Source organism: Ligilactobacillus apodemi DSM 16634 = JCM 16172 (assembly GCF_001434405.1).
Lineage (GTDB): Bacteria > Bacillota > Bacilli > Lactobacillales > Lactobacillaceae > Ligilactobacillus > Ligilactobacillus apodemi.
The window spans coordinates 60,152-84,643 of sequence record NZ_AZFT01000048.1; the positions used below are offsets into that span (position 1 = coordinate 60,152).

General features: G+C 40.4%; 21 protein-coding genes. 17 read left to right on the forward strand and 4 right to left on the reverse strand.

What is annotated here, in order from left to right; all coding sequences use genetic code 11:
* The first annotated feature begins 585 nt into the window (after positions 1 to 585).
* From FC32_RS04085 to rpoC, 11 genes are all read left to right on the forward strand, one after another.
* Positions 586 to 957 (forward strand): MORN repeat-containing protein, encoded by a 372-nt coding sequence (locus tag FC32_RS04085; protein WP_025086695.1) that lies wholly within the window; start codon positions 586 to 588, stop codon positions 955 to 957.
* On the forward strand, positions 954 to 2,786 hold the full coding sequence (locus FC32_RS04090) for an acyltransferase family protein (protein WP_025086696.1): 1,833 nt from the start codon (positions 954 to 956) through the stop codon (positions 2,784 to 2,786). The genes FC32_RS04085 and FC32_RS04090 overlap by 4 nt, the downstream gene beginning before the upstream one ends.
* 102 nt (positions 2,787 to 2,888) lie before the next feature.
* Positions 2,889 to 3,359, forward strand: a complete 471-nt coding sequence (locus FC32_RS04095) for a hypothetical protein (RefSeq protein WP_025086697.1) — start codon at positions 2,889 to 2,891, stop codon at positions 3,357 to 3,359.
* Between the two features lie 349 nt (positions 3,360 to 3,708).
* Positions 3,709 to 4,050 (forward strand): cupin domain-containing protein, encoded by a 342-nt coding sequence (locus FC32_RS04100; protein ID WP_025086698.1) that lies wholly within the window; start codon positions 3,709 to 3,711, stop codon positions 4,048 to 4,050.
* Positions 4,050 to 4,355, forward strand: a complete 306-nt coding sequence (locus FC32_RS04105) for a cupin domain-containing protein (RefSeq protein WP_025086699.1) — start codon at positions 4,050 to 4,052, stop codon at positions 4,353 to 4,355. Before FC32_RS04100 ends, FC32_RS04105 begins: the two co-directional genes overlap by 1 nt.
* Positions 4,356 to 4,446: 91 nt before the next feature.
* On the forward strand, positions 4,447 to 4,896 hold the full coding sequence (locus FC32_RS04110) for a YcjF family protein (protein ID WP_056957284.1): 450 nt from the start codon (positions 4,447 to 4,449) through the stop codon (positions 4,894 to 4,896).
* A 60-nt stretch (positions 4,897 to 4,956) separates the two neighbouring features.
* The gene (locus FC32_RS04115; RefSeq protein WP_081780043.1) at positions 4,957 to 5,649 is read left to right on the forward strand and encodes a YjjG family noncanonical pyrimidine nucleotidase; all 693 of its coding nucleotides are present in this window, start codon (positions 4,957 to 4,959) and stop codon (positions 5,647 to 5,649) included.
* Positions 5,650 to 5,716: 67 nt separating this feature from the next.
* Positions 5,717 to 6,220, forward strand: coding sequence for a hypothetical protein (locus FC32_RS04120; RefSeq protein WP_025086701.1), 504 nt, complete (start codon positions 5,717 to 5,719; stop codon positions 6,218 to 6,220).
* Positions 6,221 to 6,368: 148 nt separating this feature from the next.
* Entirely contained in the window at positions 6,369 to 7,031 is a 663-nt protein-coding gene (locus FC32_RS04125) for a Panacea domain-containing protein (RefSeq protein WP_155891432.1), read from the forward strand.
* Positions 7,032 to 7,306: 275 nt separating this feature from the next.
* Entirely contained in the window at positions 7,307 to 10,933 is a 3,627-nt protein-coding gene (gene rpoB, locus FC32_RS04130; protein ID WP_155891433.1) for a DNA-directed RNA polymerase subunit beta, read from the forward strand.
* 42 nt (positions 10,934 to 10,975) lie between these two features.
* The gene (gene rpoC / locus FC32_RS04135; protein WP_056957285.1) at positions 10,976 to 14,647 is read left to right on the forward strand and encodes a DNA-directed RNA polymerase subunit beta'; all 3,672 of its coding nucleotides are present in this window, start codon (positions 10,976 to 10,978) and stop codon (positions 14,645 to 14,647) included.
* Positions 14,648 to 14,888: 241 nt separating this feature from the next.
* Here rpoC and rihC read toward each other — a convergent pair whose 3' ends face one another.
* Together rihC and FC32_RS04145 are read right to left on the reverse strand one after the other, a co-directional pair.
* Positions 14,889 to 15,806, reverse strand: coding sequence for a ribonucleoside hydrolase RihC (gene rihC / locus FC32_RS04140; protein WP_025086704.1), 918 nt, complete (start codon positions 15,804 to 15,806; stop codon positions 14,889 to 14,891).
* A 163-nt stretch (positions 15,807 to 15,969) separates the two neighbouring features.
* Positions 15,970 to 16,665 (reverse strand): prepilin peptidase, encoded by a 696-nt coding sequence (locus FC32_RS04145; protein WP_025086705.1) that lies wholly within the window; start codon positions 16,663 to 16,665, stop codon positions 15,970 to 15,972.
* A 273-nt stretch (positions 16,666 to 16,938) separates the two neighbouring features.
* On the opposite strand from FC32_RS04145, the gene rpsL reads away from it, so the two are divergent.
* The 3 genes from rpsL (at position 16,939) to fusA (ending at position 20,090) form a co-directional block, all read left to right on the forward strand.
* Entirely contained in the window at positions 16,939 to 17,352 is a 414-nt protein-coding gene (gene rpsL, locus FC32_RS04150; protein WP_025086706.1) for a 30S ribosomal protein S12, read from the forward strand.
* Between the two features lie 69 nt (positions 17,353 to 17,421).
* On the forward strand, positions 17,422 to 17,892 hold the full coding sequence (rpsG, locus tag FC32_RS04155; RefSeq protein WP_004050334.1) for a 30S ribosomal protein S7: 471 nt from the start codon (positions 17,422 to 17,424) through the stop codon (positions 17,890 to 17,892).
* 107 nt (positions 17,893 to 17,999) lie between these two features.
* Positions 18,000 to 20,090 carry an elongation factor G gene (fusA, locus tag FC32_RS04160; protein WP_025086707.1) on the forward strand — a complete coding sequence of 697 codons (2,091 nt, stop codon included), beginning with the start codon at positions 18,000 to 18,002 and terminating at the stop codon, positions 20,088 to 20,090.
* Positions 20,091 to 20,144: 54 nt separating this feature from the next.
* On the opposite strand, the gene FC32_RS04165 is transcribed toward fusA, so the two are convergent.
* Complete coding sequence (locus tag FC32_RS04165) at positions 20,145 to 21,005, reverse strand: patatin-like phospholipase family protein (RefSeq protein WP_025086708.1); 861 nt, start codon at positions 21,003 to 21,005, stop codon at positions 20,145 to 20,147.
* A 445-nt stretch (positions 21,006 to 21,450) separates the two neighbouring features.
* Here FC32_RS04165 and FC32_RS04170 point away from each other — a divergent pair, with 445 nt between their 5' ends.
* Positions 21,451 to 22,566, forward strand: a complete 1,116-nt coding sequence (locus FC32_RS04170) for a 5-methyltetrahydropteroyltriglutamate--homocysteine S-methyltransferase (protein ID WP_056957286.1) — start codon at positions 21,451 to 21,453, stop codon at positions 22,564 to 22,566.
* 78 nt (positions 22,567 to 22,644) lie between these two features.
* On the opposite strand, the gene FC32_RS04175 is transcribed toward FC32_RS04170, so the two are convergent.
* Positions 22,645 to 23,193, reverse strand: a complete 549-nt coding sequence (locus tag FC32_RS04175) for a cysteine hydrolase family protein (RefSeq protein WP_025086709.1) — start codon at positions 23,191 to 23,193, stop codon at positions 22,645 to 22,647.
* A 299-nt stretch (positions 23,194 to 23,492) separates the two neighbouring features.
* Between FC32_RS04175 and rpsJ the strand changes: the two genes are divergently transcribed.
* On the forward strand, positions 23,493 to 23,801 hold the full coding sequence (gene rpsJ, locus FC32_RS04180) for a 30S ribosomal protein S10 (protein ID WP_025086710.1): 309 nt from the start codon (positions 23,493 to 23,495) through the stop codon (positions 23,799 to 23,801).
* A gap of 43 nt (positions 23,802 to 23,844) precedes the next feature.
* Positions 23,845 to 24,468: a 50S ribosomal protein L3 gene (gene rplC, locus FC32_RS04185; RefSeq protein WP_004050322.1), complete on the forward strand. Its 624-nt coding sequence runs from the start codon at positions 23,845 to 23,847 to the stop codon at positions 24,466 to 24,468.
* Positions 24,469 to 24,492: the final 24 nt, after the last annotated feature.

Below are 24,492 nucleotides of genomic sequence, written 5' to 3' on the forward strand. Positions count from 1 at the left end.
CTGATTAGCTAAAATTTGGTTGTCGGAGTGTAAAGATTTAAGGGTATAAATGATAAGAATAGCTAGGTATACTAGGGGTATGAATTGGGAAATTCATAGTCGGCACAATCCTAGAATCTACTCATACAGCGCAAAGGTGATTTCCAAAGTATGGGGATGTCGTAAAAAAATATAAAAAACTACTGAAACTTCTTTTGATTGCAACAATTATATCATAGTTGTGCCGACTTTAATCGTAAAGGCAACTCATCTGTCTCAATAAAGGAGGCCATGATGAAAAATAAAAAATTGATGTTATCCTTGAGCTATCTAGTTTCATTTGTCGTCTATGTTTTTATCATGTACTTAAATTAGGAAAATCAAACAGCCTTGTTCACGATCGGAATTATTTTTCCGCTTCTCCTTGGGGTGCTTTCCGGTTTGATCTTCCAAGCAAAGAAGTAATTATTTTAATATCTATTAGCTATACTCTCATCTAGGGTACAGCTTTTTTGGGCGTTTTCTTCGCAGTTTTCGCTTTAATAATCTAGCTAAAACATGTTAAGATGAAGGGTCAAAATACATCGAAAGGATAGCTTATTTATAATGAGGGGTAGAAAAAGTAAGATTTTAGCGGGAGTTGCCGTCTTACTAGTCATTTGTATCAGTGCGACCTTTTTGTTAGGGGCTGGGACAAGGCAAACAAAGATGACATTTCAAGATGGCGCAGTCTATACTGGCACGATCAAATCAGGTCAGTTGGTAAAAGGCACATTGAAGTTTAAAAATGGCGATACATATACGGGGAGCTTTAAAAATGGTCATTTTAACGGGCAAGGAACCTTTAAATCGCATGCAGGCTGGACTTACACGGGAACTTTTAAAGACGGTTTAGCCAATGGGTCGGGGACATTGACCAAAGCTAACAAGGTCGTTCAAAAAGGCACTTTTGTTAAAGGGGAGTATCAAGAAAAATGAGAATCAAATGGTTTAGTTTGATCCGGATCACGGGTCTGATCTGTGTGTTGCTTTATCACTTCTTTCAGATGCGCTACACTGGTGGTTTTATCGGCGTTGATATCTTCTTTACGTTTTCAGGTTACTTGATCACCGCTTTGATCATTGATGAATTTAGCAAGACTAAGAAGTTTTCGCTCCACGACTTTTATTATCGGCGCGTGATGCGGATCGTCCCACCACTTATCTTAATGATCTGTGTGGTGTTGCCTTTTACACTGTTAGTTGGACGGGACTACATTACCGATTTGACCCGTCAAATTGCAGCTGCTTTAGGATTTGTGACCAATATTTTTGAGATAAATACGGGTGGGACCTATGAATCGCGCTTTATTCCGCATTTATTCGTGCACACGTGGTCATTAGCGATCGAAGTACAATTTTACTTGCTTTGGGGGCTTTGTTTATATTTACTGACGAAATACTCACAAACAGTTAAGCAATTCCGGTGGCGAGTCTTTGGTGGTTCATTTGCACTAGCAACGATCAGTGCTTTAGCGATGTATCTTAGAGCTAAGCAATTGACGGAATTTTCACCGATCTATTTTTCTAGTGTGACGCATATCTTTCCTTTTTTCATCGGGAGCATGCTCGGGGCAATCGCAGGGATCCAAGATGTTTTACCGCAATTTAGTGAAAGTTTCGCCAAACATTGGACTAAAAAGTGGGCTGCCATTTTTATGGGAGTCAATCTAGGGTGTTTATTCATCTTAGCTTACTGCTTACGTTTTAGTGAACAAATAACGTACATGTTTGGCTTTTTACTGGCGAGCTTATTTGCTGCCGGGGCGATCTTTGGGGCTAACGTGTTGCACCGAAAGACACCAGATATCAAAGAACCGCAGATTTTTACGTATTTAGCCGACATCAGTTATAGCGTCTATCTCTTTCACTGGCCGTTATTTGTGATCTTATCAAAACGTTACAGTAACTGGGGCGCTGCGCTTTTGACGACGATCTTAGCCGTGATCTTTGCGAGCTTTTCGTATTATTTCTTAGAACCACTTTTGCGCGGTAAAGATGTAGCGGTGTTAGGTAAAACATTTAATTTAAAACAAGTACTAGCACCACTGGGAATCTTTACGACACTAGCAGTTGGTTTTGGCGTTTACTTATGTTTGCAGGCGCCAACGATCTCTTCGCTCGAACAAAACTTGTTGCTTGGCGGGATCCAACAAGATGTCACCAAACTTGAGACTGCCTATGCTAAGGCGACGGCACCTAAAGTTGAACAACAACTAGCGCAGACCCAAACGGCTGACCAGACGATCCCTGAAGGCACAACGATCATCGGCGATAGTGTAACGCTTGGAAGTCGTAGTTATCTACTTGAGCACATGGAAAATGTCGACATTGATGCAGAAGGTAACCGTACGATGAATTTGGCGTATGATGTGTTGATGAACTTGCAAAATACTAACCAGTTGCGCCAAAATGTGGTGATCTGTATCGGGACAAATGCGTTAGATGATTACCAAGAACAAACGCAAAAAGTGATCGATGACTTAAAAGATGGGCATCATTTGATCTTCATCACCCCACATGATGGCAATGCGGATTCATCGTATAACTCGTATAAATTGGGAGTTTGGGAGCGGACTTTACCTAAGAAGTATAACTTTATTACGATCGGTGATTGGGATGAAGTTGCTAGAGCCCATCCCGAAGCTTTTGAAGGTACTGATGGTACGCATTTTGGTGGTCGTGAAGATACGAGCAAATTGTATCTAGACTGTATCCAAGATGCACTGAAACGTGCTCAAAAGACGCCGTTAAAAGGTGAAAAATAATCTTTCAAAATAGTGATAATTTTTAGCCGAATTTATTGCTATTTTTTTGTATATATCGCTTAGTTCTTGATATAGTATAAGAAAAATGGATAAAGGGGATGTATGGCTGTGAAGGTGGAAATAGATTTAGCTATTGTTATACGTGAGCTATTGATATGGGGGATTTTGTTTGCGCTACCATTTTGTTTTTATAAGCTCTGGCAAAAAAATCAATCACAGTTGAGTAAAGATGACCTGAAATGGTATTCGATCGTAATTGGTTTTAGCTTAGTTGTTATAGGGATAATTGATATTTTTTATGTATTTTATGATGTTATTCCTAATAGCAGTGAATCTAATAAGTTGGAAGCAACGGCAAATCTCACGACTGCACTAGTGACTGCCATTTCTGTATTATGCGCAGGAATAGGTTACTTTTATACTAAAAGACAAGATAAGATCCAAGAGATCCATGCTGAAGGCGAATGGTGTAGAAGATTGTTTGATTTAGAAGGACAAGGTGAGTACAAAATTAGTGATTTGATGCAGTTAGCTTCTCTTATTGATATTGTTTCTAAAAAAGCAAAACACTAGCTTTGTATGTTAATCGAGTTATTATTGAAATACTTATTATCCATGGTGCTAAAGTTCCTGATAAAACAAGACTTAATGGTTGTGAAAATAAAACTGGCAGACTAGATGTTGTGGATTCAGAAAATTACGCACAGGTGTTGCTAGGATCTTAAAATTAAATATTGAAGATGACAATCCATTAGGAAATATCGTTTATGATTACGACATAACAAATCTGAAAGATGTTAAATTAACTCATCCCGAAGAAAATGAAATTAGACGTTGCATTTATGCCCTCTTGAAAGATGACTGGGAGAATGTTACTAATTAATAGATACAATTATTTTTATAAAACAAAGGAAGTGCCGGAATGCCATTTATTGAAAAGTTACCGCAAGCAAAAGTTGTTGATTTAAAAAAAGAAGTGCCCGTTGAGGAAGAACAGATCTTATCTAAGACCTTAGTTCAACGTGATGACCTAGGAATGACGATCTTTTCGTTTGATCAAGGTCAAACGATCGCCCAACACACGGCACCAGGGGATGCAATGGTCAATGTTTTGTCTGGAGTAGCTCAGATCACGATCGATACCACTGAATATGAAGTCAAAGCGGGGGAAAGCATCGTGATTCCAGCAAATGAGCCCCACGCATTATATGCTAAAGAAGCCTTCCAGATGCTACTTGTTGTAGTCAAACCGGAGGCAAAATAATGAAACTAAATTTACCAGAACTCGTCAATTATCATAACCAACAAATTGCGAGCCGTTCACTCGCTAAAAAACTTGGAATCACCGCACAAATGCTAGTTTATGCGCTTGATGAAGGTGAAAGTATCAGCCAAGAGAGCAGTTCGCAAGTGAAGTTGATCGAGGTTTTAGAAGGCGACCTTGCTGTAGAGTTAGCCGATAACACCAAAGAAACGTTGTCAGCCCTTGATCTGTTGACGATTCCAGCTGGCCAAAAACATGGTCTGATGGCACTGACCCGTTGCAAATTTTTACAACTCGAATTATAAACGTTAGCGTATTTAAGTCTTGAGCAATTTTATTGCCCTCCGCTTATTTCCTACTATACTAATGGTAGAAAATAAAGTGGGGGGATTTTTTATGCGTACACCTGAAACGACAAATGAAACACCAAAACAAAAAGCCAAAAAGGCCGTGCATACAGCTGCAATCGGGGCCGCAACTTTGGCAGCAACGCCAATTCCGTTTGCTGATGCATTTGCCTTGATGCCACTGCAAACAACGATGATTGTGCAGATCTATCGGGCATATGGGCAAAAGATCTCTAAAGGCGTAGTTCAAGGTGTGATGAAAGCAACTTTTGCAACCACGATCGGGCGCAGTTTAGCGGGTAGTCTATTTAAACTTGTACCTGGTGCTGGTAGTGTGGTCGGGGGTGCAATTAGTGCGGGGGTGGCAGTTTCCGTGACCGAAGCGATCGGGCAAGCCTTGATCAAAGAATTTGAAGATGGCGATAGTGTTGACTTGGAAACTTTGAGTTCGGTGATTTTGACGGCGGTCAGTTTAGCCGCTAAAAAGAAGCGTAAATAACTACCTAAAGCCCGATTTTTGTGCTAAACTAGCAAAAAATATAAGAGGATGAGTAGGATAATGAAAAATTATAAGACGCTTTTATTTGATGTGGATGATACCTTGCTAGACTTTCACGCTGCCCAAGATTCAGCGCTAGATCAGCTTTTTACCTCGGTGGGGATCGAACCGACTGGAGTAGTTAAGCAAGCCTATGCGACCTATAACCAAAGTTTGTGGGAAAAGCTTGAACGAAGCGAGATCACCCGGGATGAATTGATGGCAGTGCGTTTTCCGACCTTTTTCAAAAAGTATTTTGACAAAGATTTACCTAACAACAGCTTAAATGACCGCTATTTGAGCTTTTTAGCCCAAGGACACCAAGAAATGCCAGGTGCCCGGAAGTTGTTAGAAACGTTAACAGCACGGGACTATGAGCTTTATGTTGTGACAAACGGGGTTAAATTTATCCAAGAAAAAAGGTTGAAAGAATCCGAGTTTGATCAATATTTCAAACAAGTCTTTATTTCGGAGACTTTAGGTGCTCAAAAGCCATCACCAGTCTTTTTCAAACGTGCCTTTGAACAAATTGATGATTTTGACAAAGATAAAGCCTTGATCATCGGGGATTCACTGAGCTCAGATATGCTTGGGGGTCAAAATGCGGGGATCGATACGCTTTGGCTTAACCACAAAGGCCAAGTTGCTGATCCAAAGCTAAAGATCAATTTAGAAGCTAACTCGCTTGATCAAATCGGTGTGCTTTTAAGCTAAATAAATGAATTTGTAATCCCTTTATGCGAATGCTATGCTACGAGCAAAAGTATGAGGGGGACTGGCGATGGGGATGTTGGAATTATTAGCAACATTGATTGACGCTATTTGGGCAGAAAATCTATACTCTAAGCAAGTTTGTACTAGACAACTAGCTCGTAGTAATTATAATTTAAAGAAACTAAATGTTGGTAGTATCTATCAGGATAAGTATTTTTTATACGACTTAATTCCAAAGTATTTAGCATTTTTAACTGATATATCACAAAAAATAGAAGAAGATCTATTGGATTATTTGTTAGATTATAACTTTAGCTACCGGGTAAAATCAGAACAAACAACTTACGCTAAAATTAAGCAATATTTTATGCGTGAACAACGGATCGGAGCGATTGCGGTCAATAAGTCATTAAATGATTTGATCGGATTTCGGATTATTCTTGTTGGTGTTGAACAAAATACCCCCTTGATTACCGAGTTACTGTGTCAAAAATGTAATACTAGAAAGATTTCTAGGTTTTATTTTCGTGATGACGGTGACTATCATGCGATCCATGTTATTTTAAGTTAGATAATTACAGCTTTCCGTGGGAATTACAGATTTGGGACAAGATAAATAAGGATAAAAATTTATATGCTCATGAAGAACATGAACGACAAAGGAAGGTGGAAAGTAATGATTCATATGATTGCTTTGGTTAAGCAAGGAGATGTAGCCTTTGCATACCATTTTGCAACAGCGGATAAAAAAGAGAAATGAATTACGTAATGTTCCACCACATCTTTTGGCTGGGATCAGCATTCATGTCATCAATGATAAAGGGCAGACTTTTGCAGACATTCAACGGCTAGACCCATATTTTACCAAGGTGATTCAGGTTGAAAGCATGGCAGAATTAATTAAAAAATTAGAGCAGCAAGGTCAGTTAAAGGCTGATGATATGGCGGCTTATTTAGTGCAGAGGTATCAGTTAAATGCTTTTTTATTGCAAAAAACACTTTATTACATTTACGCAGACTACTTAGAAAAATACGCAAGTAGCCCGTTTGTTGCTAATTTTGAGGCCTTTGACCATGGTCCGGTCGAAACTGAAGTCTACCGTAAATACAGATATACTAACAATTTAGAAGAAGATGTAGCTTTTAATGATAAATTAGCTGTCTGTCCCTACACTACTGAGCTACTAGACTTGAGCGAGCTTACCGTGGCTAAATGTTGCTCGCAGTACCAAGGGGCTTGGGACGACCAAACAAAGAATTTAACGCATCGTGTGGGAACTCCTTGGAGTAGGGCGTATGCCAGGAAAATGGACGTGACTATTTTAGATGAAGATATTATCAAATATCATCATCTAGAACACCTACCTGTGTCAACAAACTAATTTTCAGAAAACTGCCCACAGGTATTGACAGTACTAGCTTTTCTTGCTATACTACATAGATGCAAAAACTGTGAATTTAGCTGCTTGATGCGATCTATTGTCCGGATCAGGCAAACGAAGAAGCAAAAATAGTGAGGTTTATTTTTTTAAACGTGATCTGTTTTTGCTTTTTTTTGCCAAAATTCACTGAAAATTTTTGCAAAAAGTTATTTGTAACATAATTGTAATATTAATTTTCAGTTTATAGCAACGATTTACAGTAAATATTTTGAGAGGTGAACAACTTGGCAGGACATTTAGTAAAATACGGCAAACACCGTGAACGCAGAAGTTATTCTCGAATCAAAGAAGTTCTAGATCTTCCTAACTTGATCGAGATCCAAACTGACTCTTATAAATGGTTCTTAGACGAAGGTTTGCGTGAAATGTTTGAAGACATCATGCCGATCGAAGATTTCGCTGGGAACTTATCACTTGAATTTGTCGACTATCAATTGTTGGAACCAAAGTATACCGTTGATGAAGCACGTGAACACGATGCTAACTATTCAGCACCATTACACGTTACTTTGCGTTTGATCAATAAGGAAACAGGAGAAATCAAGTCACAAGACGTCTTCTTTGGCGATTTCCCATTAATGACAAAACAAGGTACCTTCATTATCAACGGTGCTGAACGTGTTATTGTCTCACAATTAGTTCGTTCACCCGGCGTATACTTTAATTCCGAATTAGATAAAAATGGGCGTGAAAACTACGGGACAACGGTGATCCCTAACCGTGGTGCTTGGTTAGAATATGAAACAGATGCTAAAAATGTGGCATATGTACGTATCGACCGGACTCGTAAGATCCCATTGACAGAATTGATCCGTGCTTTAGGTTACGAATCAGATTCGCAAATCATCGAAATGCTCGGTGAAACAGATGCATTGATGAACACGTTAGAAAAAGATATCCACAAGAACATGGATGATTCTCGGGTAGAAGAATCCTTGAAAGATATCTACGAACGTCTTCGTCCAGGCGAACCAAAGACTGCTGACTCAGCTCGTAGTCTTTTAACAGCTCGTTTCTTTGATCCAAAACGCTACGATTTAGCTGCCGTTGGTCGTTACAAGATCAACAAGAAACTTGATCTTAAGACTCGTCTTTTGAACAAGCGCGTAGCTGAAACTTTAGCTGATCCTGAAACAGGCGAAATCATCGTTAACAAGGGTGATCTTTTAGATAAGGTCGCAATGGAAAAATTGGCTCCTTACCTTAAACGTGATGACTTCAAGATGGTTACTTTCCACCCATCTGAAGAAGGTGTGGTCCAAGAACCAATGACCTTACAAATCATCAAAGTTTACTCTGAAAAAGATCCAGAACGTGTAGTTAACATGATCGGTAACGGTAATGTTCCATTGGAATACAAGCACATCACACCAGCTGATATCTTGGCTTCCATGAACTACTTCTTCAACTTGCAAGAAGACCTTGGTAATGTTGATGATATCGACCACTTAGGTAACCGTCGTATTCGTTCTGTGGGTGAATTATTACAAAACCAATTCCGCATCGGTTTAACTCGGATGGAACGTGTTGTTCGTGAAAGAATGTCGATCCAAGACACAGCAACAGTGACACCACAACAATTGATCAACATTCGTCCAGTTGTGGCTTCTATCAAAGAATTCTTTGGTAGTTCTCAATTGTCCCAGTTCATGGATCAAACAAACCCACTTGGCGAACTTACACACAAACGTCGTCTTTCAGCCTTAGGGCCTGGTGGTTTGACACGTGACCGTGCTGGATACGAAGTGCGTGACGTTCACTATACTCACTACGGCCGGATGTGTCCGATCGAAACTCCTGAAGGTCCTAACATCGGGTTGATCAACAGTTTGTCAACTTACGCTCGTGTTAACAAATATGGTTTCGTGGAAACACCATACCGTCGTGTTTCTTGGGATACACATAAAGTTACCGATAAGATCGACTATTTGACAGCTGATGAAGAAGATAACTATGTCGTAGCACAAGCTAACTCCCCATTAAACGATGATGGTTCATTCGTTGATGATGTGGTTATGGCTCGTCATAAAGATGAAAACATCGAAATTTCCGTTGATAAAGTTGACTACATGGACGTGTCACCAAAACAAGTTGTTGCGGTCGCTACTGCATGTATTCCTTTCTTGGAAAACGATGACTCCAACCGTGCTTTGATGGGTGCCAACATGCAACGTCAGGCTGTTCCTTTGATCAAGCCACACGCACCATTAGTTGGTACTGGTATCGAATATAAAGCCGCTCATGACTCCGGTGATGCAATGATCGCTGAACATGATGGTACAGTTGAATACGTTGATGCACGTGAAATTCGTGTTCGTCGTGAAGATGGTTCTTTAGATACTTACAAGTTGATGAAGTTCCGTCGTTCTAACGGTGGTAAGAACTACAACCAAACACCGATCGTCCGCGTTGGTGATCATGTTGATGCTGACGATGTGTTAGCAGATGGTCCATCAATGGAAGAAGGCGAATTAGCTTTAGGTCAAAACCCACTTATCGCCTTCATGACTTGGGACGGTTACAACTTCGAAGATGCGATCGCTATTAACGAACGCTTAGTTAAAGAAGACGTTTATACTTCGATCCACATTGAAGAACATGAATCAGAAGCACGTGATACGAAACTTGGACCAGAAGAAATGACGCGTGAAATCCCTAACGTTGGGGAAGATGCGTTGAAGAACTTGGATGAATTTGGGATCGTCCGCGTTGGTGCTGAAGTTAAAGACGGTGATATCTTAGTTGGTAAAGTAACTCCTAAGGGTATGACTGAATTATCAGCCGAAGAACGCTTGTTACACGCTATCTTTGGTGAAAAAGCACGTGAAGTTCGTGATACATCCTTACGTGTCCCACACGGTGGTGGCGGTATCGTGCAAGATGTTAAGATCTTTACGCGTGAAGCTGGCGATGAATTAGCTCCTGGCGTTAACATGATGGTTCGTGTTTACATTGCACAAAAACGTAAGTTGCAAGTCGGCGATAAGATGGCTGGTCGTCACGGTAACAAGGGGACTGTTTCTGTTGTTATCCCTGAAGAAGATATGCCATTTATGCCAGATGGTACTCCGATCGATATCATGCTTTCCCCGATGGGTGTGCCTTCACGTATGAACATCGGGCAAGTATTAGATCTTCACTTAGGTATGGCTGCTCGTAAGCTTGGTATCCACGTAACATCACCTGTTTTTGATGGTGCACGTGACGAAGATATCTGGGCTGCTTTAAAAGAAGCTGGTCTTCCATCTGACGGTAAGACAGTCTTGTACGATGGTCGGACAGGTGAAGCTTTCGATAACCGTGTCGCTGTTGGTGTCATGTACTACATGAAACTATCTCACATGGTCGATGATAAGATCCACGCTCGTTCAATTGGACCTTACTCCTTGGTTACACAACAACCTCTTGGTGGTAAAGCTCAATTTGGTGGCCAAAGATTTGGTGAAATGGAAGTTTGGGCCCTTGAAGCTTACGGTGCTGCATACACCTTGCAAGAAATCTTGACTTACAAGTCAGATGACGTTGTAGGACGTGTGAAGACATACGAAGCAATCGTTAAGGGTGAACAAATTCCTCAACCAGGTGTGCCTGAATCATTCCGCGTTTTAGTTAAAGAATTACAATCGCTTGGTCTTGATATGAAAGTGCTTGACGCTGACAAACAAGAAATCGAATTACGCGATATGGATGAAGATGATGATGACATCGTCAAGATCGATGCTTTAGCTAAAGTTTCTAAAGAAGAACAAGCTAAACGTGAAAAAGAAGAAGCTGAGAAAAAAGCTAAGGCTGAAGCCCAAGGCGTAGAAACAGCTGAAGAAAAAACAAGCGTTGAAAAGTAGTAAACACTTAGTATTTCAAAATAGGAAAGGGAGGTCGGTCCTTTGATCGATGTCAATAAATTCGATAGCATGCAAATCGGACTTGCTTCATCCGATAAGATCCGTAGCTGGTCTTACGGTGAAGTCAAGAAACCAGAAACGATCAACTATCGTACGTTGAAACCAGAAAAAGACGGTCTGTTTGATGAACGTATTTTCGGACCTACAAAAGACTGGGAATGTGCCTGCGGTAAATACAAGAAAGTCAGCTATAAGGGTGTTGTGTGTGACCGCTGTGGCGTTGAAGTTACGCGCGCTAAAGTTCGTCGTGAACGGATGGGTCACATCGAACTTGCTGCCCCTGTAACTCACATCTGGTATTTCAAAGGGATTCCTAGCCGAATGGGTCTTGTGTTAGACATGAGCCCACGTGCCCTTGAAGAAATCATCTACTTTGCATCTTATGTGGTTACTGATGGTGGGGACACACCTTTAGAAAGAAAACAACTTTTAACAGAACGTGAATACCGTGAAAAACGTGAAGAATACGGTGATCGCTTTAAAGCAGCTATGGGTGCTGAAGCTATCCGTACACTTTTACGCGATGTTGATCTTGAAAAAGAATGTGCTGAATTAAAAGAAGAATTAAAAGAAGCAACTGGCCAAAAACGGACACGTGCCGTACGTCGTTTGGATATTTTGGAAGCCTTCTTGAACTCAGGTAACCATGCTGATTGGATGGTTATGGATGCTATTCCAGTTATTCCACCTGATCTTCGTCCAATGGTCCAACTTGAAGGTGGCCGTTTTGCAACAAGTGACTTAAACGATTTATACCGTCGGGTTATCAACCGTAACAACCGTTTGAAACGTTTGCTTGACTTGAATGCTCCTGGCATCATCGTGCAAAACGAAAAACGGATGTTGCAAGAAGCGGTAGATGCCTTGATCGATAACGGTCGTCGTGGTCGTCCGGTAACTGGTCCTGGTAACCGTCCATTGAAGTCCTTATCACACATGCTTAAGGGTAAGCAAGGTCGTTTCCGTCAAAACTTGTTAGGTAAGCGTGTTGACTACTCTGGTCGTTCGGTTATCGACGTTGGTCCTAAGTTGAAGCTTAACCAAATGGGGATTCCACACGAAATGGCTTTGGAATTGTTCAAACCATTTATGATGCGTGAATTGACCAAGCGCGGTATGGCTTCTAACATTAAGAACGCTAAACGTAAGATCGATCGTCGTGATGATGATATTTGGGACGTTTTAGAAGATGTTATTAAAGAACATCCAGTGTTACTTAACCGCGCTCCTACATTGCACCGTTTGGGTATCCAAGCCTTTGAACCTACATTAGTTGACGGTAAAGCTATGCGCTTGCATCCACTTGCTTGTGAAGCTTACAACGCCGACTTTGACGGGGACCAAATGGCTATCCACGTGCCTTTATCTGATGAAGCTCAAGCTGAAGCACGTTTGCTCATGCTTGCTGCACACCACATCTTGGCACCTAAAGATGGTAAGCCGATCATCTCACCATCTCAAGATATGACGATCGGTAACTACTACATCACGATCGAAGAAAAAGACCGTGAAGGTGAAGGTATGATCTTTAAAGATGTCAACGAAGTTCGGACTGCATACCAAAACAACTATGTGCACTTGCACACACGAATTGGTTTGCAAGCATCTTCCTTGGCTGCAAAGGGCAAGCCATTTACTGACTGGCAAAAAGACCGTATTTTGGTCACAACAGCTGGTAAGGCGATCTTTAACGAAATCTTGCCTGAAGATTTCCCATATCTAAATGAACCTTCAGCTGAAAATTTATCTGGTAAGACTCCAGACAAGTACTTCTTAGAACCAGGTCAAGACATTCATGAATACTTGGCAAATGCTGAACTTGTTTCACCATTTAAGTCTGGTTTCTTATCAGACATCATTGCCCAAGTTTATAAGGACTACAAGGTTACTGCCACAGCAGAACTTTTGGACCGCATGAAAGACTTAGGTTACTATGAATCAACTAAATCTGGTTTGACAGTGGGTATCGCTGACGTTACTGATTTGGAAGAAAAACCAGAAATCGTTGAACGTGCGCATAAAGAAGTCGCAACGGTTGCTAAGCAATTCCGTCGTGGTTTGATCACAGAAGATGAACGTTACAACCGTGTTATCGCCATTTGGAACAAGGCTAAAGATGATATCCAAGCTAAGCTAGTTGAAAAGATGGATCCATCTAACCCAATCCAAATGATGAGTGATTCCGGTGCTCGTGGTAACATCTCTAACTTTACACAGCTCGCTGGTATGCGTGGCTTGATGGCTGCTCCTAATGGTAAGACAATGGAACTTCCTGTTATTGCGAACTTCCGTGAAGGTCTTTCTGTGATGGAAATGTTTATTTCCACTCACGGTGCTCGTAAAGGTATGACCGATACGGCTCTTAAGACAGCCGATTCCGGTTACTTGACTCGTCGTTTAGTTGACGTGGCACAAGATGTTATCATTCGTGAAACAGACTGTGGTACTGACCGTGGTTTAGACGTTACTGCTATTCGTGAAGGTAACGAAATGATCGAACCATTGTATGACCGTATTTTAGGTCGTTACACAATGAAGGCCGTTAAGCATCCAGAAACAGGCGAAGTTATCGTGCCTGCTGATGTGATGATCGACGAAGCAATGGCGCAACAAGTTATTGATGCCGGCGTTGAAATGGTAACGATCCGTTCCGCCTTCACATGTAATACACGTCATGGTGTATGTGAACACTGCTACGGCCGTAATATGGCTACTGGTGATGAAGTTGAAGTTGGTGAAGCAGTTGGTACTGTTGCTGCTCAATCTATCGGTGAACCTGGTACACAGCTTACAATGCGTACTTTCCATACTGGTGGGGTTGCCGGTGACGATATCACTCAAGGTCTTCCTCGTGTGCAAGAAATCTTTGAAGCTCGTAATCCTAAAGGTCGTGCTACGATCACAGAAGTTACGGGTGTCGTAGAATCAGTGGAAGAAAATCCAGCTGAACACACTAAAGAAGTTACCGTTAAGGGTGAAACAGACACAAGAACTTACTCCTTACCATTTACTTCTGTCTTGAAAGTTAAAGAAGGCGATCATATCCATCGTGGTGAAGCCTTGACAGTTGGTTCGATCGATCCTAAAGAATTGATCAAAGTTCGTGACGTCTTATCAACTGAAAACTACATCTTGCGTGAAGTTCAAAAAGTTTACCGCATGCAAGGGGTAGAAATTTCCGATAAGCACGTTGAAGTTATGGCTCGTCAAATGTTGCGTAAAGTTCGCATCATGGATCCAGGTGACACAGACATGTTGCCAGGTACTTTGATGGATATCAATGACTTCAAGGATAACAACGTTGATACGTTGGTCAATGGTGGTATTCCTGCAACGGCTCGTCCAGTCTTGCTTGGTATCACTAAGGCTTCCTTGGAAACAAACAGCTTCTTATCTGCTGCATCCTTCCAAGAAACAACTCGTGTCTTGACTGATGCTGCTATCCGCGGTAAGAATGATCCATTGATCGGTTTGAAAGAAAATGTTATCATCGGTAAGATCATCCCTGCTGGTACAGGTATGAAGAAGTACCGTGACATTGAACCAGATGAAGTTGGGGTAACAACAGATAGTGTTTATTCCATCTCTGATGTGGAAAAATCATTAGAAGCTAAAGAAGCAATGGCTACAGCAAATGTAGATGACAACAACTAATGAGTTAAAGAAAAAGGCTAGAAATGCAATTTGCGTTTCTAGCCTTTTTTGTATAGTTGAAATTATTTATTTGTGCGAAAAGCACGATAGAAACAAGGAATTGCTCCTAATGCAATGATAGCAAATAAAATATCGAATAAAACAGAATGCGTAAATGCAATCACAAGTGCTAAAAGTGCGAGTGCAAAATACGTCTCATTGACAATTTTCACGAAAACACGTAATTCCTTTCTAAGTAAAACTATGCTTGCATGTTATCTTTGACTTTGTGTAACAGCCAATCATTGAATGCTTTGGTATCAATATCCACACACACTTTCGCATTAGTTTTTCCATCGTGATAAGCTGCCCGGATATCGGCTACTGTTTCACCTACAGCTGGACCTTCAGTGATGATATCGACCCAATAGTCTTTAGTCTCAAAAGCTTCAGGGCATTCAAGATAAAACAGTGTTTGTAGATCATGAATCGCAGTCCCAGTCTCATCATGGTCAAAGTCTTTGCCGATAATATCGTGGAGCATTTTACCAGCACGACCAAGTTCGCCTAGTTTAGCCGTTGTTTCATCACTGATTCGACCTTTAAGCGTTACATCTAACCCAACCATAACTAGTGGGATCCCTGCATTGTACATGATTTTAGCGGCATGGGGATCGGTAAAGACATTAAATTCAGCCGCGCTAGTCATATTACCACGACCAAGTGATCCACCCATAGCGATGATTTGTTTGATCTTTGGCTTAACTTCTGGATATTCGCGCAAAAGTAGTGCGATATTGGTATAAGCACCTGTTGGGATCAAGGTGATCGGTTTTTTACTTGCCATTAGCGCATCACGCAGCGCTAATACTGCGCTTTTGGCGAGTGGTTTACTTGTCGGCGCAGGAAAATCATAACCAGCCATGCCACTTTCTCCGTGGATTCGAGCTGCATCTTCAAATTTTTTTATGAGTGGGTCGGTCGCACCCATTGCAACTGGAACGTCTTTTTGGAAGAAATCAACTAAGGTCAAGGCATTTTTAGTCGTTTTATCTACAGTGACATTTCCAGCGACCGTCGTAATAAGTACAAGTTCGAGCTGAGGATCTGTCAGTGCGGTCGAAATCGCTACTGCATCATCGATCCCCGGGTCAGAATCCATAATAATTTTATGTGTCATAAAAATTCCTCCTTTTACTTGATCCCATATACTACATTATATCCGAAAACGCTTTATTTGTTAGTAAAGAAATCAATAAATTATAAGTGTATCAAATAACTCTGACCAAAATCTGTAAATTTTGATTTTTTAAGTAAACTTGTTGAAAGCCTTAATCTGATTATTAGAATCTTAGTAAGGCTTTACCAACGAAGATATAGCTAAATAAATAACCACAAAAAATAAAGGGAATAAACGGAAGACTTTCTTTTTGGGAAAAAAGCAGATAATAACTCAAGGCTAAAAAGCTTGCACTAAGTAGTAATAGTAGTGCTTGTTTTGACCCTAGATCAAGCCACAAAAACATGATGACAAAAGTATCACCATAGCCTAATTTATGGCGCATATTTTCGATAAACATCAAACTTAAAAAAGTAGCCCCGCCTGTTAGATCTAGTAACGTTAAGTGCAGTGGGGCGCTCAAAAGTAATATTCCACCACCAATAAAGAGAACTGAAATCGCAATTTCCTTACGTTCAAGGTCTTGTAAACTCAAGCTTAAAAGCCAAGAACTCCCCCAAATAAAATTTGCCCAAAGAGCAGGGGGCAAAAGAGTGCAAAAAATTACTAGTAGAGTGGCAAAACTAAGTTCGACTAGGGTACTTTTAGGGTCGATCTTTTTTTTACAAAAATAACAGTGTCCTTTTTGTAAAAAATAGCCCAGTACAGGAATTAGTTGCCACCATTTTAAAGTAGTATGGCAATGCTCACAAAAAGAACGCGGATAAAAATAAGATAGCGCATGCTCATGGCGATAATTTAAGCAAACGATACTAGAAGCGAGCACACAACCAAGGATAAAGATAAGACCAAATAACATATCGATTCCCCCTTCACTTGATAAATACGCAAAAAAGACTGGAATTTTTTTTAAATATTGTTTGACATCCCTTGTTTAAACGTGGTACTCTGTAAAAGGTGCTTTATGTGAACAGTTCTCTTGGATATTCCAAGATCGTGCTGGCTGTGAGCAAGTTAGCACACATTTCAAATGACGTACATCGGGACGTTCTTTTTTTATTCATAAAAAAGAAACTCCTGGATGTGTGTACTTAAAAAAATACATGAGACAAGGAAGGAGGAAGCTTTAGATATGCCTACAATTAACCAGTTAGTTCGTAAGGGCCGTAAGTCTAAAGGTTCAAAATCTAATTCCCCAGCTTTAAACTTTGGGTATAACAGTTACAAGAAAATTCAAACAAACAATCCTGCTCCTCAAAAACGTGGGGTTGCTACTCGTGTCGGTACAATGACACCTAAGAAACCTAACTCTGCTTTACGTAAGTATGCTCGTGTTCGTTTGTCTAACTTGATCGAAGTTACAGCATACATCCCAGGTATCGGCCACAACTTACAAGAACACAGTGTTGTGCTTATCCGTGGCGGTCGTGTAAAAGATTTACCAGGGGTTCGTTACCATATCGTTCGTGGTGCTTTAGATACAGCCGGTGTTGACGGCCGTATGCAAAGTCGCTCCAAGTATGGTGCTAAGAAGCCTAAGAAATAATTAAACATAACTAAGAAATAAAAATACTTATTACGAAGAAGTAGCTAGAATTTGAGGAGGTCATTTTAGATGCCAAGAAAAGGTGCCGTTGCAAAACGCGAAGTGCTCCCAGATCCAATTTACAACTCAAAATTGGTTACACGCTTGATCAACCGTTTGATGTTAGACGGTAAGCGCGGGACTGCATCAAAAATTTTATACGAATCTTTTGATATTATTAAGGAACAAACAGGTAACGATCCATTGGAAGTGTTCGAAGAAGCAATGAAGAACATCATGCCTGTTTTGGAAGTTAAAGCTCGCCGTGTCGGTGGTTCTAACTACCAAGTTCCGATCGAAGTTCGTCCAGAACGTCGTACAACATTAGGTTTGCGTTGGTTAGTTAACTACTCACGTTTACGTGGGGAACACACAATGCCAGAACGCTTAGCTAAAGAAATTATGGACGCTGCTAACAATACAGGTGCATCAGTTAAGAAGCGCGAAGATACACACAAGATGGCAGAAGCCAACCGCGCATTTGCACACTATCGCTGGTAATTTTAGGATGACTATTATATGATTTAGATAAGTAAATCTTATAGTAGTCATTTTTTTGAAAAAAGAACTACTTTTAATCTTTATTTTTGGAAGGAGAGAAATCTCAAATGGCAAACAAGCGTGAATTCCCATTGGAAAAAACACGTAACATCGGGATCGTTGCTCATATCGATGCTGGTAAGACAACAACAACCGAACGTATCTTGTATTACACAGGTAAGATCCACAAAATCGGTGAAACACACGATGGTGCTTCACAAATGGACTGGATGGAACAAGAACAAGAACGTGGTATCACAATCACATCCGCTGCAACAACAGCGCAATGGAAAGACAACCGAATCAACATCATCGACACCCCAGGACACGTTGACTTTACTGTCGAAGTAGAACGTTCATTACGTGTTCTTGATGGTGCGGTAGTTGTTTTGGATGCTCAATCTGGTGTAGAACCACAAACAGAAAACGTATGGCGTCAAGCTACAACATACGGTGTTCCACGTATCGTGTTCATCAACAAGATGGATAAAATCGGTGCTAACTTCGATTACTCTGTAAGCACGATCAAAGACCGTTTGCAAGCAAATCCATTGCCAGTTCAAATGCCAATCGGTGCCGAAGATCAATTCGAAGGTGTCATTGACTTAGTTGAAATGCAAGCTGACCTTTACGATGAAGATGCTTCTGGTGCAAGTTGGGAAACTGTTCCTGTTCCAGATGAATACTTAGAAGAAGCTCAAACTCGCCGTGAAGAAATGATCGAAGCATTGGCAGACGTCAATGAAGACATCATGGAAAAATATCTTGGTGGGGAAGAAATCTCTAAAGAAGAAATCAAAAAAGCAATTCGTCAAGCTACACTTAGCTTAGATGTATTCCCTGTTTTTGCTGGTTCTGCCTTCAAGAACAAGGGTGTGCAAATGATGCTTGATGGTGTTAATGATTACTTACCATCTCCATTAGATGTTAAGCCATATAACGCTACAAACCCAGATACAGACGAAGTTGTTGAACTTGTTGCTGATGATGACAAGCCATTTGCTGGTTTAGCATTTAAGATCGCAACTGACCCATTCGTTGGTCGTTTAACATTCTTCCGTGTTTACACAGGTACTTTGGAAGCTGGTTCATACGTATTGAACGCTACAAAGGGCAAGCGTGAACGTGTAGGTCGTTTGTTGCAAATGCACTCTAACCACCGTAACGAAATCTCTGAAGTATTCTCAGGTGATATCGCTGCTGCTATCGGTTTGAAGGACACAACAACAGGTGACTCCTTGACAGATCCTAAGCACCCATTGATTCTTGAATCCATGGAATTCCCAGAACCAGTTATCCAAGTTTCTGTGGAACCAAAATCCAAGGCTGACCAAGATAAGATGGACGTTGCTTTACAAAAACTTGCCGAAGAAGATCCTACATTCAGAGCTGAAACAAACCCTGAAACAGGCGAAACATTGATCGCTGGTATGGGTGAATTGCACTTGGATATCATCGTTGATCGTATGAAACGTGAATTCCACGTGGAAGCTACTGTTGGTGAACCACAAGTTGCTTACCGTGAAACATTTACAAAACAAGTACAATCACAAGGTAAATTTGTTCGTCAATCTGGTGGTAAAGGTCAATACGGTGACGTTTGGATCGAATTTACACCAAACGAAGAAGGTAAAGGCTTCGAATTTGAAAATGCTATCGTCGGTGGTGTTGTTCCTCGTGAATACATCCCTTCAGTAGAACAAGGTTTGAAGGAAGCTATGGAAAATGGTGTCTTAGCTGGTTATCCATTGATCGACGTTAAGGCTAAGTTATATGATGGTAGCTACCATGATGTTGACTCCTCTGAAGCTGCATTTAAGGTTGCTGCATCACTTTCCTTGCGTAACGCTGCATCCAAGGCTGGTGCTGTTATCCTTGAACCAATCATGAAAGTTGAAATCGTTGCTCCAGAAGATAACTTGGGTGATGTTATGGGTCACGTTACAGCTCGTCGTGGTCGTGTTGAAGGTATGGAAGCTCGTGGTAACGCACAAGTTGTTAACGCATTTGTTCCATTGTCCGAAATGTTCGGTTACGCAACAACATTGCGTTCTGCAACACAAGGTCGTGGTACATTTACAATGACAATGGATCACTACGAACCAGTACCAAAGGCTATCCAAGAAGAAATTATCAAGAAAAACGGCGGCAACGCTTAATAATCATTGATAATAAAAAAGAACCGTTGGAATTTTTCCAACGGTTCTTTTTATTTAATTTTCGAGATATTCAATCATCGCAGCAAATTGCTTTTCCATATCTTCAGTACCAGCTTGATAGAGCTCTTTTAATTTTTTAGTATTATGTTCCAAACGCCCAACTTTAACGGTATGTTCAGGTGCTAAGACGAAGACTTCTTTTTGTTGTTCTAACTTATTTAATTCAGCAACTGATTTATTATAGTTTTCTGGTCGGGCGATCGCTGCTTCGATGAATTTAGGATATTCTTTAAAATAGCGGCGATAGATACGTTGTAAGGCAAAACTAGTTGGCTTTTTTTGATATTCGCGTGGTCTTGTGCGCACGACCACGATTTTATCGATCCCGGCCTTTTTGGCAATATCGTAAGGGATCGAATCGGCAATCCCACCATCTAAACATAAGCCCTTAGCAGTTTCAACTGGTTTGGAAATCAACGGCATTGATGAAGAAGCTTCTAGTGCAGTGATAAATGGTGTACCTGGTTTAGGTTTGTTAAATGTCACAGCTTTACCACTTGTTAGTTCAGTTGCAACGACTACAAAGTTAGTTTCGGAGCGTTCATAAGCGCGTGCATCGAAATTATGCCAAGTAGGTCCGTGATCGGCAAATAAGAAATCTAGGTTAATGATACTTTCCTTTTTCAAGACGTTAGCCATCGAAATGTAGTCTTTATCGTCACGGTATTTGATGTTGATATCATAAGTCCGTTGATATTGTTTCGAAACATAGTTGGCCCCACTCAATGAACCAGCAGACACGCCGATGACGGTCTTAAATTGGATATCTTTTTTCAATAAGACATCTAAGATCCCAGAGGTGTAAAGTCCACGCATCGCGCCACCTTCAAGGACTAAGGCTGCATTATAGTACATATGTGATACCTCTTCTCTTCTTATATACAATCAATTCTAAGAATTTTAGGTTTTTTGTGCAAGGCAAAAGGAAAAATTTAAACTAAACATTGAAAAAATGTTTGACTCTGGTAAAGTTTGTGATATGATTATCACAATAAATTAAGCGTTGAGAAGAAGAGTAAGTTGAACTAAACATCTTAAAGCGAGCTATATTTGGTGCAAGGTAGTGTTGTTTATTTAACTGAAGATGGTCTTTGAGCTTTAAGCTGTGAGTGAAAATAAGCAGTTTACGGTAAAGCACCCGCTATCGTGCTGGAGTGTACTGCATTTTGCGGTGCACTTGGCAAGGATGTTGGCTGTAAAGTCACATTGAACATGGGTGGTACCACGTTATGATTGAAAGTAGCGTCCCTAAGAGTTAGGCAACTCTTAGGGGCTTTTTTGCATATAAGGAGGTATTTATATGACAGTTCTTCATTATGATATCGTAGGTAGTTTTCTACGTCCTAAAGTTTTAAAAGATGCACGGTCAGCCTATGAGAATGGCGAGATCGACTTGGAAAAATTACGTCAAGTTGAAGATGAGCAAATCAAAGATTTAGTAGAAAAAGAGATTCAAGTAGGCTTAAAAGTTGTATCTGATGGCGAATTTCGGCGAAGTTATTGGCATTTAGATACCTTCTGGGGCTTTGATGGTGTTTTGCATACGATTCCTGAACATGGTTACTTTTTCCATGGTGAGGAAACGCGAGCTGATTCGGCCCAAGTTAACGGAAAGATCAAATTTACGCCGACACACCCTGATTTGGCTGCGTTCAAATATTTATCTGGATTAGTTAAAGATAAGCCGGGGATCACTGCCCGCCAAAGTATTCCAGCCCCAGCACAATTCTATGCTGAACTTGTGCGTGATGAAGAAAATATTGCTAAACTAAAAGAAGTGTACCAAAACCAAACTGAGTTGTTTAACGATATTATCCAAGCTTACCGTGATTTGATCTTAGCCTTGTATCAAGCTGGTTGTCGTGATTTAAAACTTGATGATTGTACTTGGGGTATGCTCAGTGATACCGAGTTATGGCAAAAAATTGCAGGTCCAGATTTTGATCCAGAGTCGTTAAAAGAGCTTTACTTAAAACTGAATAATGCAGTTTTAGTTGATCAGCCAGCTGATCTGAGATTATCGACCCATGTTTGTCGTGGTAATTATCATTCAACTTGGGCAGCTCAGGGCGGGTATGCGCCAGTTGCTAAATATTTATTAGCCCAAGAACTAGTTGATGCTTTTTATTTAGAATTTGACGATGAGCGTTCAGGTGACTTTACTCCCCTAAAAGAAACCGCCCCGGGTAAACAAGTTGTTTTAGGGTTAGTCACCAGTAAGACACCGAAGCTTGAAAGTAAAGAAGTATTAGCTAAACGAGTCAAAGAAGCTAGTCAGTTTGTTCCTTTAAATAAATTGGCATTGAGCACACAATGTGGCTTTGCTTCAACTGAAGAAGGTAATATTTTAACTGAACAACAACAATGGGATAAAATTAAGTTAGTTATCAAGACCGCTAAAGAAATTTGGGATTAAGCTGAGCGCGCAAAAAACAAACCGGCTAGAGTAGCATGTTAGGCAACTCTAAGCCGGTTTTATTAACTAAATAGGTGATTAGTATACTTTTGCACCTAAAGAATTTTCAAAATGACGTAGCGCCCATTCATGACCAGTTTGGTCAAAGCTAGCTACAGCATTTTTAGGGATCTCAAGGTGATAATTTAAGTTATAAGCATCTACTGCAGTGTGTAAAACACAAATATCGGTGCATACCCCAGTTAAACATAATGTATCGATCTGACGTGTGCGTAAAAAGTTATCTAAGCCAGTGTTTTTAAAGCTAGAATAACGATCTTTGGCATATTGCCAAACTAATTCGTTGTTTTTATTAGCTTGATACCAATCGTTTAACTTGCCATAAAGCTCATGACCCCAAGTTTTTTTTATATTATGTGGGGGAAATAATTTACTTTCAGGGTGATACTTATCGTTTAATCGATGTGTGTCAGTAGGCAAGATGACATAATCACCATTGGCTAGGTACTGCTCCGCTAAAGCAACTAAATTATTTTCAAGTGCTTGACCAGGAGCTTGGCAAGAGAGGGCACCGTCATCAGCGATAAAGTCATTTGTATAATCAATTATCAACAATGCTTTTTTCATAATTAAAATACCTCGTCAATTTTTTCTATTATAATAGAAGAAATGTGATGCAGTGTAAAGCAAAAGAGTAAATAGCGTTTTTAAAAAATAAATTCCAAAAAAGTGCTTGATTTGTTATTTAGATTGTAATACTATAGAAAGGTACTTGTGCAAGGGACAAGTGCATAATTCAGTTGTTATATATTTTAAATGAGCTAAGATGTGAAAGGTTGCGACACACCCGGGAGCTTTGCCACAGGTTTGTCGGGAATTTTCACGGAGCTAGTCTTATTTTTAAAATAGACGAGGGAGGTACCATAATGGCAAAACAAAAAATTCGTATTCGTTTGAAAGCATACGAACACCGCATTTTAGATCAATCCGCTGACAAGATCGTGGAAACAGCTAAGAGAACAGGTGCTCAAATTTCCGGTCCTATTCCGTTACCAACGGAACGTACAATTTATACGGTTATTCGTTCACCACACAAATACAAAGATTCTCGTGAACAATTTGAAATGCGCACACATAAGCGTTTGATCGATATCGTAAATCCTACACCAAAGACAGTTGATTCATTGATGAAACTTGACTTACCATCTGGTGTTGATATCGAAATCAAATTATAATAATTTACATTAAACTAGAAAATAATTAATTGGAGGTGTACTCATGACCACTAAAGGAATCTTAGGAAAAAAAGTAGGTATGACACAAGTCTTCACTGAAAACGGTGAATTAGTTCCTGTAACAGTTGTTGAAGTTGGTTCTAACGTTGTATTACAAGTTAAAACAGTTGAAAACGACGGTTACGAAGCTGTTCAATTAGGTTTTGATGACCAACGCGAAGTGAATGCTAACAAACCTGCTAAAGGTCATGCAGCTAAAGCAAATACTGCTCCTAAGCGCTTCGTTCGTGAAATCCGCGATGTTGAGCTTGGAGAATACAAAGTCGGTGACGAAATTAAGGCAGACTTATTCGAAGCAGGCGACATCGTAGACGTAACAGGTACGTCCAAGGGACATGGTTTCCAAGGTAACATCAAACGTTGGGGACAAAGTCGTGGACCTATGGCTCACGGTTCCCGTTACCACCGTCGACCAGGTTCGATGGGTGTTATCATCAACCGTGTTATGAAAGGCAAGTTATTGCCAGGACGTATGGGTGGCAAACGAGTTACGATCCAAAACTTGGAAATCGTTAAAGCTGATACAGAAAATGGTGTACTTTTGATCAAGGGTAACGTACCAGGCGCAAACAAGTCATTCGTTACAATTAAAAGTACAGTTAAATAATTAGAGGAAGGGAGGAAAAATACA

Excerpts from the sequence above, each read along its gene's own strand:
- FC32_RS04115 (WP_081780043.1), top strand. The coding sequence starts at position 4,957 with ATGAAAAATTATAAGACGCTTTTATTTGATGTGGATGATACCTTGCTA.
- rpsJ (WP_025086710.1), top strand. The coding sequence starts at position 23,493 with ATGGCAAAACAAAAAATTCGTATTCGTTTGAAAGCATACGAACACCGC.
- FC32_RS04105 (WP_025086699.1), top strand. The coding sequence starts at position 4,050 with ATGAAACTAAATTTACCAGAACTCGTCAATTATCATAACCAACAAATT.
- rpsG (WP_004050334.1), top strand. The coding sequence starts at position 17,422 with ATGCCAAGAAAAGGTGCCGTTGCAAAACGCGAAGTGCTCCCAGATCCA.
- FC32_RS04170 (WP_056957286.1), top strand. The coding sequence starts at position 21,451 with ATGACAGTTCTTCATTATGATATCGTAGGTAGTTTTCTACGTCCTAAA.
- FC32_RS04110 (WP_056957284.1), top strand. The coding sequence starts at position 4,447 with ATGCGTACACCTGAAACGACAAATGAAACACCAAAACAAAAAGCCAAA.
- FC32_RS04100 (WP_025086698.1), top strand. The coding sequence starts at position 3,709 with ATGCCATTTATTGAAAAGTTACCGCAAGCAAAAGTTGTTGATTTAAAA.
- FC32_RS04090 (WP_025086696.1), top strand. The coding sequence starts at position 954 with ATGAGAATCAAATGGTTTAGTTTGATCCGGATCACGGGTCTGATCTGT.
- FC32_RS04145 (WP_025086705.1), bottom strand. The coding sequence starts at position 16,665 with ATGTTATTTGGTCTTATCTTTATCCTTGGTTGTGTGCTCGCTTCTAGT.
- FC32_RS04085 (WP_025086695.1), top strand. The coding sequence starts at position 586 with ATGAGGGGTAGAAAAAGTAAGATTTTAGCGGGAGTTGCCGTCTTACTA.
- fusA (WP_025086707.1), top strand. The coding sequence starts at position 18,000 with ATGGCAAACAAGCGTGAATTCCCATTGGAAAAAACACGTAACATCGGG.
- rpsL (WP_025086706.1), top strand. The coding sequence starts at position 16,939 with ATGCCTACAATTAACCAGTTAGTTCGTAAGGGCCGTAAGTCTAAAGGT.
- rplC (WP_004050322.1), top strand. The coding sequence starts at position 23,845 with ATGACCACTAAAGGAATCTTAGGAAAAAAAGTAGGTATGACACAAGTC.
- rihC (WP_025086704.1), bottom strand. The coding sequence starts at position 15,806 with ATGACACATAAAATTATTATGGATTCTGACCCGGGGATCGATGATGCA.
- FC32_RS04120 (WP_025086701.1), top strand. The coding sequence starts at position 5,717 with ATGGGGATGTTGGAATTATTAGCAACATTGATTGACGCTATTTGGGCA.
- FC32_RS04175 (WP_025086709.1), bottom strand. The coding sequence starts at position 23,193 with ATGAAAAAAGCATTGTTGATAATTGATTATACAAATGACTTTATCGCT.
- FC32_RS04095 (WP_025086697.1), top strand. The coding sequence starts at position 2,889 with ATGGCTGTGAAGGTGGAAATAGATTTAGCTATTGTTATACGTGAGCTA.
- FC32_RS04165 (WP_025086708.1), bottom strand. The coding sequence starts at position 21,005 with ATGTACTATAATGCAGCCTTAGTCCTTGAAGGTGGCGCGATGCGTGGA.